Genomic DNA, 13,878 nt, shown 5'->3' on the forward strand with positions numbered 1-13,878 from the left:
CGCCTCGCCGCATGCTCCCTGATGGTGAAGACCCGCCACGCGGGCGGGTCTTCGAACCGTTTACTCGTCCTTGCCGCTGGGAACGGTCAGGGCAATGAAGTTGTTGGAATCACCCCGCCGCACCAGCAGCAGCACGGTGTCACCCGGCTTAATACCGGCCGTGGCCGCGCGGAAGGCCTCCACGCTACCCACCTTCTTCTGATTCACCATCAAAATCACGTCACCCTGTTGCAAGCCGGCCTGCGCAGCGACAGGGCCGGTAATGTCCCCAATGGCAACGCCCTCGCCCGGCCTCAGGCCGAGTTGGCTGCGCGTGGCCGAGTCAAGGTTCTGCACGGTCAGGCCCAGCGCGTTCGAACCGCCGCTCGGCGCAGCCTTGCCCAGCTCCGACGCGGCATTCCCGTTGCGCGGCATGGTGCCAATGGTCGCATTGAGCGTCTTCTCGCTGCCATCGCGCATGATCTCGACCGGCACGCTGGTGCCGGGTTTGGTCATGGCGACCAGCGGCGGCAGATCGCTGCCTTGCACGATATCGTGACCGTTGTAAGCCAGGATGATGTCGCCCGACTGCAGGCCAGCCTTCTGTGCAGCACTATCGGGCGTCACGCTGACGACAATCGCGCCCTTGGCGCTACCGAGCTTCAACGCCTTCACAACGTCATCGTCGATCGGCTTGATCTCCACGCCAAGCATGCCGCGCGTGACATAGCCCTTGGTTTTGAGCTGGTCGACGGCGTTCATCACCAGGTCGATCGGGATCGAGAACGCGATGCCCTGATAGCCACCGGTGTCGGAATAGATCTGCGAATTGATGCCCACGACCTGCCCCTGCAGGTTGAACAACGGGCCGCCGGAGTTACCGCGATTGATCGGCACGTCAGTTTGGATGAAAGACGTACTGGGCTGATCGCCTGCGCCGAGGCTGCGGCCCACGGCACTGACGATACCTTGGGTAACGGTGTAGTCGAATCCAAACGGCGAACCGATGGCCAACACCCATTGACCGGGCTTCAACTGACGCGAATCACCGATGGTCACCGTTGGCAGGCTGCCTCCGGCGTTAACTTTCAGCAATGCGATGTCGTAAGTGGGATCGGTACCCACGACCTTGGCGGTCAGTGTGCGGCGATCCTGCAAACGCACCGTCACGACATCGGCGTGATCGACCACATGGTTATTGGTAAGGATGTAGCCATCGCTGGAAATGATAAAGCCTGATCCCAACGAGGTATGCGCTTGCTCTTCCGGCGAGGGGAACATCGGCATGCCGAAGAAGCGGCGGAAGATTTCTGCCTGCCCCGGATCCATGCCCTGTATCGGCGTGCCGGCGGAATTTTTGGGGCGGCGGGCGGAATACTTGGCTTCCACGTGTACGACGGCGGGTGCGTTCTTCTGCACGATGCCTGTGAAATCGGGCAGTGCCGCCGTCGGCGCGGCCTGCGCCGATGCTGCGCTACTGGGCATGGCGATACCCATTGCCAAGGCGCAGCCCAATAGGCCACTGAAAAGACGGCTGCTGACGAGACGGGTGTGACTCATGACTCCTCCTCAGATACTGGCCACCCTACTTCCGCTCCAGGGCTCGCAGGGTGGAGCGAAAATGAGGGGACAATGAAAAAAGCGTGCCCGCGGGGGCCGGCGCGGAAAGCCGCGAGCCAAACTCGCGGCCTCCGGGCTAGAGATCTAGCGGGCGCCTTGCGCTACGGGCGCCTGTTGCGGCGTGTCGATCAGTAGCAGGTAACTGCCGTCCTGGTTATTCAGCGCCCGATAGCCATGCATGGAATACGTACGGCTCGGATAGCGCTGAAACAACGGGTTGTCGGACGGATCGCCGAGCGTCGCCGTGGCGCGCTGGCTCAGGGCTGAGGCCGAATAGGGGCTCAGTGACGGCGGAACGGCTGCCAGCACATCGCTATTGGTACGCGTTTCATTGGCCGCGGCCAGCGCTGCGCCACCCCTCGCCTGGGATGCTCTTGCACCCACCGCAGCGATCGATGCCGGATGTTCGGAGTCGGGCGCGGTGGGTCGGGAGACCATCAGCGCCGCCACCGCGACACTTGCTGCGATCGCGCTACCCAGGGAGAGGCGCAGCCAATCGCGCTTGGGTGCCTTGGCCGCAACCTGCTCACCTTCGATGGCGGCCATCACGCGCGATGCAAAGCCGGTGTCGGCCACAGCAGGCAACTGATGGCGCAAACCGTCTCCGACCACATGGTAACGCGTCCATATATGCAGCAACGAAGCGTCGTGATCCAGCCTGCGCAACAAGAAGCGCAGCTCTTCCCTGGACAGTTCACCGTCCATCGCCGCGGAAAGATTTTCCATGTTGGCTTCACTCATGACGTCTGATCCTCGCGGTCTGATAGCAATGGCCGCAGTTTTTCGTCGATCGCTTCTCGTGCCCGGAAGATGCGTGAACGCACCGTTCCGATCGGGCAGCCCATGGTTTCGGCGATCTCTTCATAGCTGAGGCCTTCCACTTCACGCAGGGTGATGGCTGTCCGCAGCTCCTCGGGCAAAGCTTGGACAGTGGCAAATACCGTTTGTTCAATTTCTTGGCGCATTAATTCGCGTTCAGGGGTGGCCCCTTCCTGCATGCGGTCGGCGCCAGGCACGAACACGGCGTCCTCGATCGCGATATCGTCCATGGGCGGGCGCCGGCCCATGGCCACGAGGTGGTTCTTGGCCGTGTTCACGGCAATCTTGTACATCCAAGTATAGAAAGCGCTCTCGCCGCGAAATGATCCGATGGCCCGCCAAGCCCTGACGAACGCCTCCTGGGCTACGTCTTCGCATTCAGCGTGGTTGTGGACGTAACGGGAAATAAGGCCAATGACCTTGTTCTGATATTTGCGCACCAAAAGGTCGAACGCGCGCTTGTCTCCATTTTGTACACGCTCAACCAGCGCACTATCGAGTTCGTTATCGCCCATCCGGGCCGTCTCCTTCGTCACTGGACCATACCGGCTGCTTCCCCTGTGGATGGGTGAGCTGCTCTGACCTGCCACGCGCCCGCAAGTTCATTACGTGACCACCGGGTCTACCGATATATAGGCCCCTTGGCAATTCTAAGATAGGGACAGCATGTTGAGGCTCAAGCACATCCGCTCTAGGCGGGCACGGCTGTCAGCCCCTGGCCGGATAGCAGCCGCTCGCGCTCGCTCAGCAGACGTTCGAAGGTGCCGTGTGGCAACGGCCGGCAGAACAGATAACCCTGCAGCTCATCACAATGATTGGCGCGCAGGAATTGCAGGTGCTGCTCGATCTCCACCCCTTCGGCCACCACCCCGCGCTTGAGGCGATGCGCCATTTCGATGGTGGCGCGCACGATCGCTTCGTCATCCGGATCCACGCCGATATTGCGCACGAAGCTCTGATCGATCTTGATGCGGTCGGCGGGCAGCTTGCGCAAGTAATCCAGCGAGGCGGCACCGGTGCCAAAGTCATCGATGGCGATGTGGCAGCCAAGCTTGTGCAGCTTCTGCATGTTCTCCATGAGATTGGGCGCGGCCTTGATGCTGATGCTTTCTGTCACTTCCAACTCAAGCAATCCCGGATCGAGCTCCGTCTCTTCCAGCACAGCCGCCACCACATCAGGCAGGTCCGGTTGCATGAGTTGCACAGCCGAGAGATTGACACCCAGCCGCAAACGCAAACCGAAGCGGTCCTCCCATCCTTTTGCTTGCTTGCAAGCCGTGCGTAGCACCCACTCTCCGATGGAGACGATCAAGCCGGTTTCTTCGGCCAGTGGAATGAAGAAGCCAGGACCGATATTGCCCAACTCAGGATGTTCCCAGCGCAGCAGCGCCTCCATGCCGACGATATCTTCGCTTTCCGCGTTGATTTGCGGTTGATAGAAAACACGCAATTCGCCGTTGCCTTCGGCGTGACGCAAGCGCGCCTTGAGCGCCGCGTTCTGCTGTTCTTGCGCGGGGCTCACATCATAGACGCGATAGTTGTTGCGCCCCATGCTCTTGGCCGCGTACATCGCTTCGTCGGCATGTTTGAGCAGCGTTTCGGCATCAAGTGCATCTTCAGGAAAGAAGCTGACACCGATGGACGCAGTGACTTGCAACTCCGGGCCATCCTCAAGGTGCAGCGGCGCGTCCATCAGTTGCACGATTTTCTCAGCGACGCGCAGCACGTCATCGGTCTTCACGATATGCCGCAAGACGATCGTGAATTCATCGCCTGCATAGCGAGCCACGGTGTCGGAAGCGCGCACGCTGCTACGCAAGCGCTGTGTGACCGCCACCAATACCTGATCGCCCACTGCGTGACCAAGTGTATCGTTGATGAACTTGAAGCGGTCCAAATCCACGAACAACACGGCGAACGTTTCACCCGTGCGATTGGCTTCACGGATGATGGTATCCAGACGGTCGTTGAACAGCAGGCGATTGGGCAAGCCGGTGAGTGCATCGAGCAGGCCCTCTGCTCGCCCCTGTTCACGTGTTCGCCGCAATTCCAGCATATGGGCGAAGTGCGCTGCCGCGCAGTGCAATACCGGCTCTACGACGCCAGGTTCGCTGAAAGGGAAACGACTGCCAGCCAGCAAGGCACCGATCACGCTGCGCCGCTCGTCGAACAGCGGCAAGCCGACGAATCCGCGCAAACCGAGCAAACCAATCAATGGATCGACGTCCGCCAATCGGCGCGCATCGCTGGGATGCATCAATGTCCGGCCGTTAAGCACCAGCCGCAACGAACTTTGCAACTGCGGTCCCGGCCAATGCTGATCCTCTCCTCGCCAACGCTGCACGACCTGCACGGGAACACTGCTTTCTTCCGGGCGTGCGGACCATACCGCGAAATAATCGAGCCCCATCTCTTCCAGCAAGAGCCGCGCCGCCTCCGGCACGCTTGCGTCGTCATGGCCGGCATTGAACAGGCGCGCCAGTACCCCCAGCGATGCCGCCGGACGCGCACTCGCGTTGCTGCTTCGAAATTGCAAAGCCAGCATGTCGCGTCCGTTGTGACGTACGCGACGTACATTCGCTTCGCCAGTTTCGTGACCGCGAATCGATTTACGCCGACAGGGTAGCCATTGCCGATCGGCGTCGAACAACGCCTTGTCCAGGCTCACCGTTTCAAAGATCAGAATGTCCTGCAAGGGCGAGCTGGCCAGAATGCTATTGGCCAGACCGCTGCGCCGCACGTATGCAGGGTTCGCTTCCACCATGCGCTCGGTGATCGGATCGACAATCAGCCAATCGCCATCGCCATCCTCGAAGACGAATCGATAGTCGTTCGTGATGGGCGGTAGCGCGACAGGAGCAAGCGATGCTACAGGTGTTACCGATTCCACAACGGGCACGTGTTTACCGCTGCGTAATTGCTGCCAGCGCGGGATCAGTTCTGTGCCGATCTGCGATGCGTACAACCATCCGCCGACCATGGTGGGCAATTGCATGGGCTTGACTGTTGCGTCATCCAGCAATACGGCAATGATCGGCGCATCCACGCACGGCGGTAGCAAGCGCAATTGTTCACATAGCACGCTGCTGCTCCGCCCATCGCCATCGAACACCACCACGATCAAGGCGAGCGGTTCGCGCCCTTCCACGAGAATGGCCGCGTGTGTCGTATCGCGTGCAGAGTGAATGGTCGGATGGCCCTCGCGATCGAGCACGTCGAAAAGCTCGCGACGGACCTCGCGCTGCGCGGCCACCAGCAAGATACCGGCGTGAAAGGTCGTCCCCGTCACAGCAACCAACGTCCATCGCGCAAGCGGGGGCGCTGCATCATGTGCGTGGTATCACCCAGGCGCACGGCAACATCATCGACGCTCGAAACCAGCGCCGATTGCGCATCAATCAGCACGACCCGACGCACATGCCCGGCAGGCGCGCGTGCAAGCTGACGCAAGAGGGCGCTCTCGGTCGGTACCATCGGTAACGGAAAAGGGAAAAGCAGATAGACCCCGAAATGAATGCTCTGCTGGATGTAGCGCAAGGCATTGCCCAAACGCTGCGAACCGGGAACGAGCGCATGTGCCTCACGCAGGTTCTCCATACCGCTTTCGGGTTTCCACAGATAAACGGACTGTCCGTTATGACGGGCAATGGCCCGGAATTGTTCCACCAGGGCCTTGCTGTCGACATGTTCGAGCACTACCAGGCCGCCGGGCGCGGTCAGGATGCGCTCATAGATATCGCTGCCGGCCAGCGGCGCGGGGGCCATCAGGGAGGTCATAGCAACCCAAGGAAGTCATTGCAGGTCGTACGTTACGCGGTCGCACGCGAAGCGCAATAGCCCATGCGCCGAGGCGTGATCTATACGGCAGACCGCCACATACCCGCCCGCATGGTACGTCTCGCAATCACGGCTGCGGGACGGTATGGTGGGGGTCTTCCGGCTATCTCCCCATGCCCTATGTTCGAAGGATTGCGCTTCAATCATTGGAAAACGAGCCTGGATGACAGCGGCATTGTCACGCTCACCCTGGATCGGGCTCACAGCAGCGTAAACGCCATTTCCCGGGACGTGCTTGATGAACTTGGACAGATCGTGGAGCGACTGGCCATCGAAAAGCCGGCGGGCGTCATGATCCACTCGGGCAAGTCCAGCGGGTTTGCCGTCGGCGCGGACATCAAGGAATTCGTGGCGTACGCCGACCAGGGGACCGTGCTGGAGAACATCCAGAACGGCCAGCGGGTATTCGAAGCGCTGGCGCGCCTACCCTGCCCCACGGTGGCGATTGTGCACGGTGCCTGCATGGGTGGCGGTACGGAGCTGATCCTGGCATGCCGCCAGCGCATTGCCGCCGATGACGACGAAACCCGCATCGGACTGCCGGAGGTGATGCTGGGCATTCATCCTGGCTGGGGTGGATCGGCCCGCTTGCCGCGCCTGATCGGTGCAGCGGAAGCGCTACCGGTCATGCTGACCGGTAAGGCGCTGTCTGCCCGCCGCGCCAAGAGCATAGGGATGGTCGACCGACTGGCCCCCCCGGAGGAGCTCATGGCCGAAGCGCGTGCGCTGCTTCGCCATCCTCACGCGCGTCCTTTTACGCAACGCGCGACAGCCTGGATCACCAATACGTGGCTTGCGCGCCAGATACTCGCGCCCATGGTGGTCAAGCAGACGGCGGCGAAGGTGCGCAAAGAGCACTACCCCGCACCGTTCGCTCTGATCAATGTATGGAAGCGCGGCGGCAGCAACATTCAGCAGCGCCTGAAACTCGAAGCGCGCTCGGTCGCCAAGCTCGCCGAAACGCCGACCGCGCGCAATCTCATCCGCATTTTCTTTCTGCAGGAACGACTCAAAAGCCAAGGCAGCGGTGTCGATGCCGGCATTCGACGCGTACATGTCGTCGGCGCAGGTGTCATGGGTGGTGACATCGCCGCGTGGGCCGCGTTCAAAGGCTTTGATGTGACGCTGCAGGATCGCGAAATGAAGTACATCCAGCCCGCACTGGATCGCGCGAGCGCACTGTACGAAAAGAAACTCAAAACACCGGAAAAAATCGCCCAAGCGCGCAAACGTCTGCGCGCGGACGTGGATGGCACCGGCGTCGTGCAGGCAGATCTTGCCATCGAAGCTATTTTCGAAAATCCCGAAGCGAAGGAATCGCTATACGCCACCATCGAGCCGCAATTAAGCGCCGGGGGCTTGCTTGCCACCAACACATCCTCCATTCCGCTGGATGAATTGCGCAAAGGATTGAAAACGCCCCAGCGTTTTCTAGGACTGCATTTCTTCAATCCCGTCGCACAGATGCCATTGGTGGAAGTGGTGCGTCACGACCGGCTTGATCCGACGATAGAAAAGCGCGCAATGGCGTTCTGCAAGGCCATCGGCAAATTGCCGGTAGCGGTTAAAGGTACGCCGGGCTTTCTCGTCAATCGCATCCTCATGCCTTACTTGCTGGAGGCCCTGCGTCTTTACAACGAGGGCGTGCCCGGGCCGGTATTGGACAAAGAAGCCAAAGCGTTTGGCATGCCGATGGGGCCGATCGAACTGGCCGACACCGTCGGCCTGGACGTGTGCGCGTCGGTAGGCAAAGAACTGGCGCCGTTCCTTGGTTTGGAGCTTCCGCCCGGGCTTGAGGACAAGCTCGAGGCCGGCAAACGCGGCAAGAAAGACGGCCAAGGCCTTTACGTCTGGCAGGAAGGCAAGCCGCAAAAGCCTCAGGTCGATCCGGATTACACGCCACCGCCCGATCTGCAGGACCGCATGGTCCTGGCAATGGTCAACGAAGCCGTCGCATGTCTCGGCGACGGAGTGGTGGATGATGCCGATCTGCTTGATGCCGGCGTGATCTTCGGTACGGGGTTTGCGCCGTTTCGCGGCGGTCCGATCCAGTTCGTGCGCAGCGAGGGTGCGGAAAAAATCCGCCTGAAGCTCGAAACGCTGGCCAAGCGCTACGGTGAACGCTTCCTGCCAAAAAACGGCTGGGATCATCCCGCTCTGAAAATGCCCTGACTAATGCTACGCAAGCGGCTTCGCAATGATGCGAGGTGGCTGTGCCCACCTCGCGTGATCACCACATCAAGTCGTTCGGTATGCCGTCTTCGTCGACGCCCGCATTGGCCGGATCTACCAACAGCGCCACCGAGTGCGGATCGATATCTCGCACCTGGTGGGCTACCGCTTGGTTCACCAGCAGATAGCGGCCGCCAGTCTGCACGACGCCCAGTTTGCCGATGTTGAGATCGGCCAGTTGCAGGGCATCCACATACACGCGACGGATTTTGCCGCCGTATTCGAAGTGACGGATTTGCTCGGCATCCGCTTTGTTGAGCACCTGGCCTTCGAGCAGCTTCTGCACTTTCTCTTTACGCTCGCGTTTGAGGCGCGCCTGTTCTGCCGCTTCCTGCTCGGCACGCTTGCGCTCTACCGCTTCGATCTGCGCGCGAATGGCGTAAGCCTTGGCCAAGTCCATCTCCGCATCGCTAGGCGCGGGCTTCGGCTTGTGCGGCGGCTTGCCCTTGAAAGAACGAGCAATCGGCTTTGAGGGAGGAAGTTGACGCTTCTCTTCCTTGAGTTGTTTGACGATGCCGCTCTTGAGGAGCTGATCTCGTAATGAATCGACCATGGTCTAATCCGGTATTGCCTGTGTCGCGTTTTTTTCAGTAGTGCGGCGGGGGTGGTTCGCTGTGCGGATCGGGTGCCTGGCCAATGCGCACCGTTGCCAATTCGCTGCGCAAATCACGCACGAGGCGTTCCAGCGTCGCGATGCGCAGCGACTGATCCGCATCCGCTGCCACCAGCGCCTGGACCGCATCATCGACAAAAGCGAGCCGGACTTCCAGCTCCGTGAGGCGTTGTTCGGTCGTAGTCATGATTACGCCGGCTGCGCCACGCTGCGTCCGCGCCCGATACCGTAATAGGCCAGGCCGGCCTCTTCCACCACCGCCGGTTCGTACATGTTGCGGCCGTCGAAAATGGCAGGATCCTTGAGCATGTTGCGGATACGGGCGAAATCCGGGCTACGAAAGGCCTTCCACTCCGTAACGATCGCCAAGGCATCGGCGCCATCCAGCGTCTGGTAGGCGTTATCGCACAGCACCAGATCGCTGCGTTCGCCGTAAAGCCGCTGTGCCTCCTCGCGGGCCTCCGGATCAAAGGCCCGCACCCTCGCACCGGCTTCCCACAGCGCTTCCATCAATCGGCGGCTGGACGCCTCGCGCATATCATCCGTATTGGGCTTGAACGCCAATCCCCACAAGGCGATGGTGCGGCCGCGCAGGGCTCCATCGAAATGATCCAGGATAAAATCGTAAAGCCTGGTTTTCTGGCTGTGATTGACCGCTTCAACCGCCTCGAGCAAACGCGCGTTGTAGCCCACTGTGCGGGCGGTGCGCTCCAGTGCCTGAACATCCTTGGGAAAACATGAGCCACCGTATCCGGCGCCCGGATAGATGAAGTGGTAGCCAATGCGCGGATCCGAACCAATCCCCTGGCGCACGAGCTCCACATCCGCACCGACGCGTTCGGCGATGTTGGCGATCTCGTTCATGAAGCTGATCTTTGTCGCCAGCATGGCGTTCGCCGCGTATTTGGTCAGTTCGGCGGACCGCACGTCCATGACCACGGTACGATCGTGACTGCGATTGAACGGCGCATAGAGCTTGCGCAGCAAACCGATCGCCCGCGCACTTGAAGTACCGATGACGATGCGATCGGGACGCAGACAATCTTCGACCGCGTCACCCTCTTTCAGGAATTCGGGATTGGACGCGACATCGACATCGATTTCGACACCGCGCGCTTTCAATTCGTCGCAAACCGCCTTATGCACACGATCGGCAGTGCCGACAGGCACGGTGGATTTATTGACGATAACCGCATAACGATCCAAATGCTGCCCGATCGACCTCGCCACGCTCAGCACGTATTGCAGGTCGGCGCTGCCGTCTTCGTCCGGCGGCGTACCCACAGCAATGAAGATGATTTGCGCATGCGCGACGGCAACGGCGGCATCGGTGGTGAATTCGAGTTGCCCATTGGCGTGATTGCGTCGAACGATCGGCTCAAGGCCCGGCTCGAAGATGGGTATCTCACCACGACGCAGGCGGGCCACTTTGCTTTCATCGATATCTACACAAACGACATGGTTACCCATCTCAGCCAGGCAGGCTCCGGTGACCAGACCCACATAGCCGGTACCAAATATGGTGACTTTCATCGTATGGGATCAACGCCTTGTTGGGGGGCGAGGATTCTAACAGCCCCAAAAGAAACGCCTATGTCAACGACACAGGCGTCTGCTTGAACCAATGCAAAACGAACGGGGCGCGTTTATCGCGCCCCGTTCGTGAGAACTGCGTGCAGTGCCGAGATTACCGGCCGCCGCCCTCACCCTCGCCGCCGCCAGGAGCGCCGCGCTCGCCACCACCAGCACCCGCCGGCGTGGGACCGGTCTTGACCAGCGTCACGTCAAAGATCAGCGCCTGGTTCGGCGGGAAGCCATTTTGCGGCTGCTCACCGTAAGCCAGCTTGGCCGGGATGAAGAGCTTGTAATGACCACCCACTTGCATCAGCTGCAAGCCCTCGCGAAACCCCGGGATCACGCCTGACAGCGGGATCGAGGTCGGGCCACCGCCGGGATGATCGGCCGAGGCGTCGAACTTCTCACCGCTCACGAAGGTGCCGGTGTAGTTGATTTGTACGGTGTCATCCGGACCCGGGCGTGCGCCGGTGCCCTGCGAAATCACCTGATACTCCAGGCCCGAAGCCGTGGTCTTCACGCCAGGCTGGCTCTTGTTCTTGGCCAGGAAGGCATCGCTTTCGCTCTTGTTCTTGGTGGAAGCGGCTTCGTACTGAGCCTTAGCCTTGGCCTGCACGCTAGCGATGAAAGCCTTCCAGGTAGCCTCTGCATCGGCATCGTTCATGTTCGGCTTGACGCCGGACAGAGCGTCCTGCACAGCCTTGCCTACCACAGCGGGATCTACCGATTCACGCATAGCCGGCGGCAATTGTCCGGCCATCTGATAACCAAGAATGTAGCTGGCCTTGGCCTTGTCTACGGGGGCAGCCGTAGCGGTGGACTTGGATGTCTGGGCCTGCACGCCAGCGGTCGTGCCCAGCACAACGGCCAGCGCGACCGCCGTTAGCGTGGGTCGCAGAAAATGCTTCATTAGGAACTCCCTAGTCATGGATATGCCGGCGTGCCGCACCGGACCTCCCCCCAAATGGAGGCTGGTCACGCATTGTGCTGTGTCCAGTCCGGTCTTGGCAACGACGATCCGGCATTGACCGACGAGGTCGGGAAAAGTTCAAGGATGCAACCGTGCGCAGCACCTCATTCAGCCTGATTCATTAGGTGGAGATGCAGGCTTTTCCAAGGTGTCCCGCAGCGCCGCCTGCAACCTTGCATGGACCTTAACAAGGCCGCGCCAGAGGATCACGGCGAGTATCACGCACACCGCGACAAGCGATAAAACGACACCACGCGGCGGCAAAATCGCCGAACCGAGTACGCCGACCAGCAACGCCAATACCAGCAACGTGGCCAGTGGAATCAATTTCGCAAGAACCTGCCGGATCGCTTGCGTGTAAGAACCCGCAAAACGCTCGCGTATCCCCAGTTCCGCAAGCAGCATTCCCAAGGCTTCCGCCTTGCGGTACACCGCAATCAACAAGGGCAGCGATAAAAACAGCGCACATGCCCAGATCACGGAGTGACGCATGTTGCGACCCATCCCCCAGTGCTCGAACCACGCCGCATGATGTGCGTTGATATACGCACCGATCACGAACAGCGTAACCACGAGCGCAATATTGATGGCGATGTGCCAAAGCAATCGACGGAACATCCGTGCCAGTACGGCGTTTTCATCCACGGGCCGCAAATTCTCCAGCCAACCGCTATAGCTGCTGATCAACAAGCGCAGCGGCCTGGGTATAACACGCTGCCCCGTTTGCGCCAGTACATCCGCACTGCGAAGCAGATATGGCGAGATCACCATGCATATCAGCGCAGCCGCCACCGCGATGGGATAGATGAATGTGCTCACCGCCCCGAGCGTGAGGCCGAGTGCGGCAATCACGAACGAAAACTCACCGATCTGCGCCATGCACAAGCCAGTGCGCAAAGAAGTACGTAGATCGTGCCCGATGAAGAACACGCCAGCACTGCAGATCACGCTCTTGCCAATCATCACCGTCAACGCGATCCACAAAGCAGGCAGCGCGTAGTGAATGAGTTGACTGGGATCGATCTTCAAACCGATCGCCACGAAAAAGAGCGCCGCGAACATATCGCGCAACGGTTCTACCAGGTGCACCACGCGCGGTGCACTGTGGGCCTCGGCGACCACCGCACCGGCCAAAAAAGCACCTAGCGCCACGCTGAAACCCAACCAGGCGGCGAGCAAACTGGTGCCAAAACAGATGGCGAGCACACTCACGAGCAAGGTTTCGTTGCGATCAAACTGTGCGACGTAGTCCACCAGCCTCGGCAACAGCAGTAGCCCTACGATCATGCCAGCGACGACGAACAGTCCAAGATGCCCCACGACACTGATTGCCACGCCCGTCTCCACCGTCCCGCTGATCGCAATGGCGGTAAGCAACGTAAGAAGCACAATGGTGAGCATGTCTTCGGCCACCAGCATGCCCACAACCAGCCGTGCGAACGGCCAATGACGCAGGCCGCTTTCCGTCAACGCCCGCGTGGCCACCATGGTCGAAGACAACGCCATGATGGCGCCCAGGAACAATGCATTTCGGCTTCCCCACCCGAACACGAGGCCCAGCTGATAGCCGACCCACAGCATGAATCCCACTTCGATCACGGTGATCAACAACAATGCGCCGCCCACTTGGCGCAACTTGCGCACACTGAATTCGAGCCCCAGCGTGAACATCAAGAGCACCACGCCAAGGTTGGAGATATCGGCAATTGCACGGGGATCGTCCACCAGCACGCCAGGCGTGTGCGGACCAATCACCATACCCGCCAAGATGTAGCCCGGGAGCACAGGCAACCGCAGTCGCTGGAAGAGTATGGTCGTGGCGCCGGCCACAAGCATCACTAGCGCCAGGTCGCGAATAAGGCCGATGTCGTGCATGCTGCTCTCTACATTCTTTTCGATCACAGCTTAAACCGAAGCAACAAACACGCGACGCTTCGAAACGGACAAGGCAGCATTCGCAGGCCGTGAATTTTTTTGAAAAAAAGCTTGACGGAAATCCGGACCCACCCTATTCTTTCTGGCTTCCAGCGGCGGGGCCATAGCTCAGCTGGGAGAGCGCTTGCATGGCATGCAAGAGGTCGCCGGTTCGATCCCGGCTGGCTCCACCAACACATACGTCCCCATCGTCTAGAGGCCTAGGACATCACCCTTTCACGGTGGCGACCGGGGTTCGAATCCCCGTGGGGACGCCACTCCAACCGGTCACGGCAGGAGTGGAAATGGACTTGAGTGT

11 protein-coding genes and 2 tRNA genes are annotated in these 13,878 nt (G+C 60.3%); 3 read left to right on the top strand and 10 right to left on the bottom strand.

What is annotated here, in order from left to right; all coding sequences use genetic code 11:
• Nucleotides 1–60: 60 nt before the first annotated feature.
• The 5 genes from DWU98_RS13475 to DWU98_RS13495 all read right to left on the bottom strand — a co-directional run bounded on the left by DWU98_RS13475 (nucleotide 61) and on the right by DWU98_RS13495 (nucleotide 6,195).
• The gene (locus DWU98_RS13475; RefSeq protein WP_425480229.1) at nucleotides 61–1,539 is read right to left on the bottom strand and encodes a DegQ family serine endoprotease; all 1,479 of its coding nucleotides are present in this window, start codon (nucleotides 1,537–1,539) and stop codon (nucleotides 61–63) included.
• Between the two features lie 144 nt (nucleotides 1,540–1,683).
• Nucleotides 1,684–2,340, bottom strand: coding sequence for a sigma-E factor negative regulatory protein (locus DWU98_RS13480; RefSeq protein WP_115496094.1), 657 nt, complete (start codon nucleotides 2,338–2,340; stop codon nucleotides 1,684–1,686).
• Nucleotides 2,337–2,933 (bottom strand): RNA polymerase sigma factor RpoE, encoded by a 597-nt coding sequence (gene rpoE, locus DWU98_RS13485; RefSeq protein ID WP_196239513.1) that lies wholly within the window; start codon nucleotides 2,931–2,933, stop codon nucleotides 2,337–2,339. The genes DWU98_RS13480 and rpoE overlap by 4 nt, the downstream gene beginning before the upstream one ends.
• Before the next feature lie 176 nt (nucleotides 2,934–3,109).
• The gene (locus DWU98_RS13490; protein WP_115496096.1) at nucleotides 3,110–5,707 is read right to left on the bottom strand and encodes a putative bifunctional diguanylate cyclase/phosphodiesterase; all 2,598 of its coding nucleotides are present in this window, start codon (nucleotides 5,705–5,707) and stop codon (nucleotides 3,110–3,112) included.
• On the bottom strand, nucleotides 5,704–6,195 hold the full coding sequence (locus tag DWU98_RS13495) for a hypothetical protein (protein WP_115496097.1): 492 nt from the start codon (nucleotides 6,193–6,195) through the stop codon (nucleotides 5,704–5,706). The genes DWU98_RS13490 and DWU98_RS13495 overlap by 4 nt, the downstream gene beginning before the upstream one ends.
• A gap of 180 nt (nucleotides 6,196–6,375) precedes the next feature.
• Here DWU98_RS13495 and DWU98_RS13500 point away from each other — a divergent pair, with 180 nt between their 5' ends.
• On the top strand, nucleotides 6,376–8,427 hold the full coding sequence (locus tag DWU98_RS13500; RefSeq protein WP_115496098.1) for a 3-hydroxyacyl-CoA dehydrogenase NAD-binding domain-containing protein: 2,052 nt from the start codon (nucleotides 6,376–6,378) through the stop codon (nucleotides 8,425–8,427).
• A 58-nt stretch (nucleotides 8,428–8,485) separates the two neighbouring features.
• Here DWU98_RS13500 and DWU98_RS13505 read toward each other — a convergent pair whose 3' ends face one another.
• The 5 genes from DWU98_RS13505 to DWU98_RS13525 all read right to left on the bottom strand — a co-directional run bounded on the left by DWU98_RS13505 (nucleotide 8,486) and on the right by DWU98_RS13525 (nucleotide 13,520).
• The gene (locus DWU98_RS13505; RefSeq protein ID WP_115496099.1) at nucleotides 8,486–9,040 is read right to left on the bottom strand and encodes a DUF2058 domain-containing protein; all 555 of its coding nucleotides are present in this window, start codon (nucleotides 9,038–9,040) and stop codon (nucleotides 8,486–8,488) included.
• Nucleotides 9,041–9,074: 34 nt separating this feature from the next.
• A complete protein-coding gene (locus DWU98_RS13510; RefSeq protein ID WP_115496100.1) occupies nucleotides 9,075–9,287 on the bottom strand; it encodes a SlyX family protein in 213 nt (70 codons plus the stop codon).
• A gap of 2 nt (nucleotides 9,288–9,289) precedes the next feature.
• Nucleotides 9,290–10,633: a UDP-glucose dehydrogenase family protein gene (locus tag DWU98_RS13515; RefSeq protein ID WP_115496101.1), complete on the bottom strand. Its 1,344-nt coding sequence runs from the start codon at nucleotides 10,631–10,633 to the stop codon at nucleotides 9,290–9,292.
• 154 nt (nucleotides 10,634–10,787) lie between these two features.
• Nucleotides 10,788–11,585: an FKBP-type peptidyl-prolyl cis-trans isomerase gene (locus DWU98_RS13520; RefSeq protein ID WP_115496102.1), complete on the bottom strand. Its 798-nt coding sequence runs from the start codon at nucleotides 11,583–11,585 to the stop codon at nucleotides 10,788–10,790.
• A gap of 168 nt (nucleotides 11,586–11,753) precedes the next feature.
• The gene (locus DWU98_RS13525; RefSeq protein WP_115496242.1) at nucleotides 11,754–13,520 is read right to left on the bottom strand and encodes a cation:proton antiporter; all 1,767 of its coding nucleotides are present in this window, start codon (nucleotides 13,518–13,520) and stop codon (nucleotides 11,754–11,756) included.
• Nucleotides 13,521–13,677: 157 nt separating this feature from the next.
• Between DWU98_RS13525 and DWU98_RS13530 the strand changes: the two genes are divergently transcribed.
• A tRNA-Ala gene (locus tag DWU98_RS13530) sits at nucleotides 13,678–13,753 on the top strand.
• 8 nt (nucleotides 13,754–13,761) lie between these two features.
• Nucleotides 13,762–13,837, top strand: a tRNA-Glu gene (locus tag DWU98_RS13535).
• Nucleotides 13,838–13,878 lie beyond the last annotated feature (41 nt).

It is taken from the genome of Dyella monticola, assembly GCF_003363155.1.
Taxonomy (GTDB): domain Bacteria; phylum Pseudomonadota; class Gammaproteobacteria; order Xanthomonadales; family Rhodanobacteraceae; genus Dyella_B; species Dyella_B monticola.

Excerpts from the sequence above, each read along its gene's own strand:
- DWU98_RS13500 (WP_115496098.1), top strand. The coding sequence starts at position 6,376 with ATGTTCGAAGGATTGCGCTTCAATCATTGGAAAACGAGCCTGGATGAC.
- DWU98_RS13510 (WP_115496100.1), bottom strand. The coding sequence starts at position 9,287 with ATGACTACGACCGAACAACGCCTCACGGAGCTGGAAGTCCGGCTCGCT.
- DWU98_RS13475 (WP_425480229.1), bottom strand. The coding sequence starts at position 1,539 with ATGAGTCACACCCGTCTCGTCAGCAGCCGTCTTTTCAGTGGCCTATTG.
- DWU98_RS13520 (WP_115496102.1), bottom strand. The coding sequence starts at position 11,585 with ATGAAGCATTTTCTGCGACCCACGCTAACGGCGGTCGCGCTGGCCGTT.
- DWU98_RS13495 (WP_115496097.1), bottom strand. The coding sequence starts at position 6,195 with ATGACCTCCCTGATGGCCCCCGCGCCGCTGGCCGGCAGCGATATCTAT.
- DWU98_RS13505 (WP_115496099.1), bottom strand. The coding sequence starts at position 9,040 with ATGGTCGATTCATTACGAGATCAGCTCCTCAAGAGCGGCATCGTCAAA.
- DWU98_RS13525 (WP_115496242.1), bottom strand. The coding sequence starts at position 13,520 with ATGCACGACATCGGCCTTATTCGCGACCTGGCGCTAGTGATGCTTGTG.
- DWU98_RS13515 (WP_115496101.1), bottom strand. The coding sequence starts at position 10,633 with ATGAAAGTCACCATATTTGGTACCGGCTATGTGGGTCTGGTCACCGGA.
- rpoE (WP_196239513.1), bottom strand. The coding sequence starts at position 2,933 with ATGGGCGATAACGAACTCGATAGTGCGCTGGTTGAGCGTGTACAAAAT.
- DWU98_RS13480 (WP_115496094.1), bottom strand. The coding sequence starts at position 2,340 with ATGAGTGAAGCCAACATGGAAAATCTTTCCGCGGCGATGGACGGTGAA.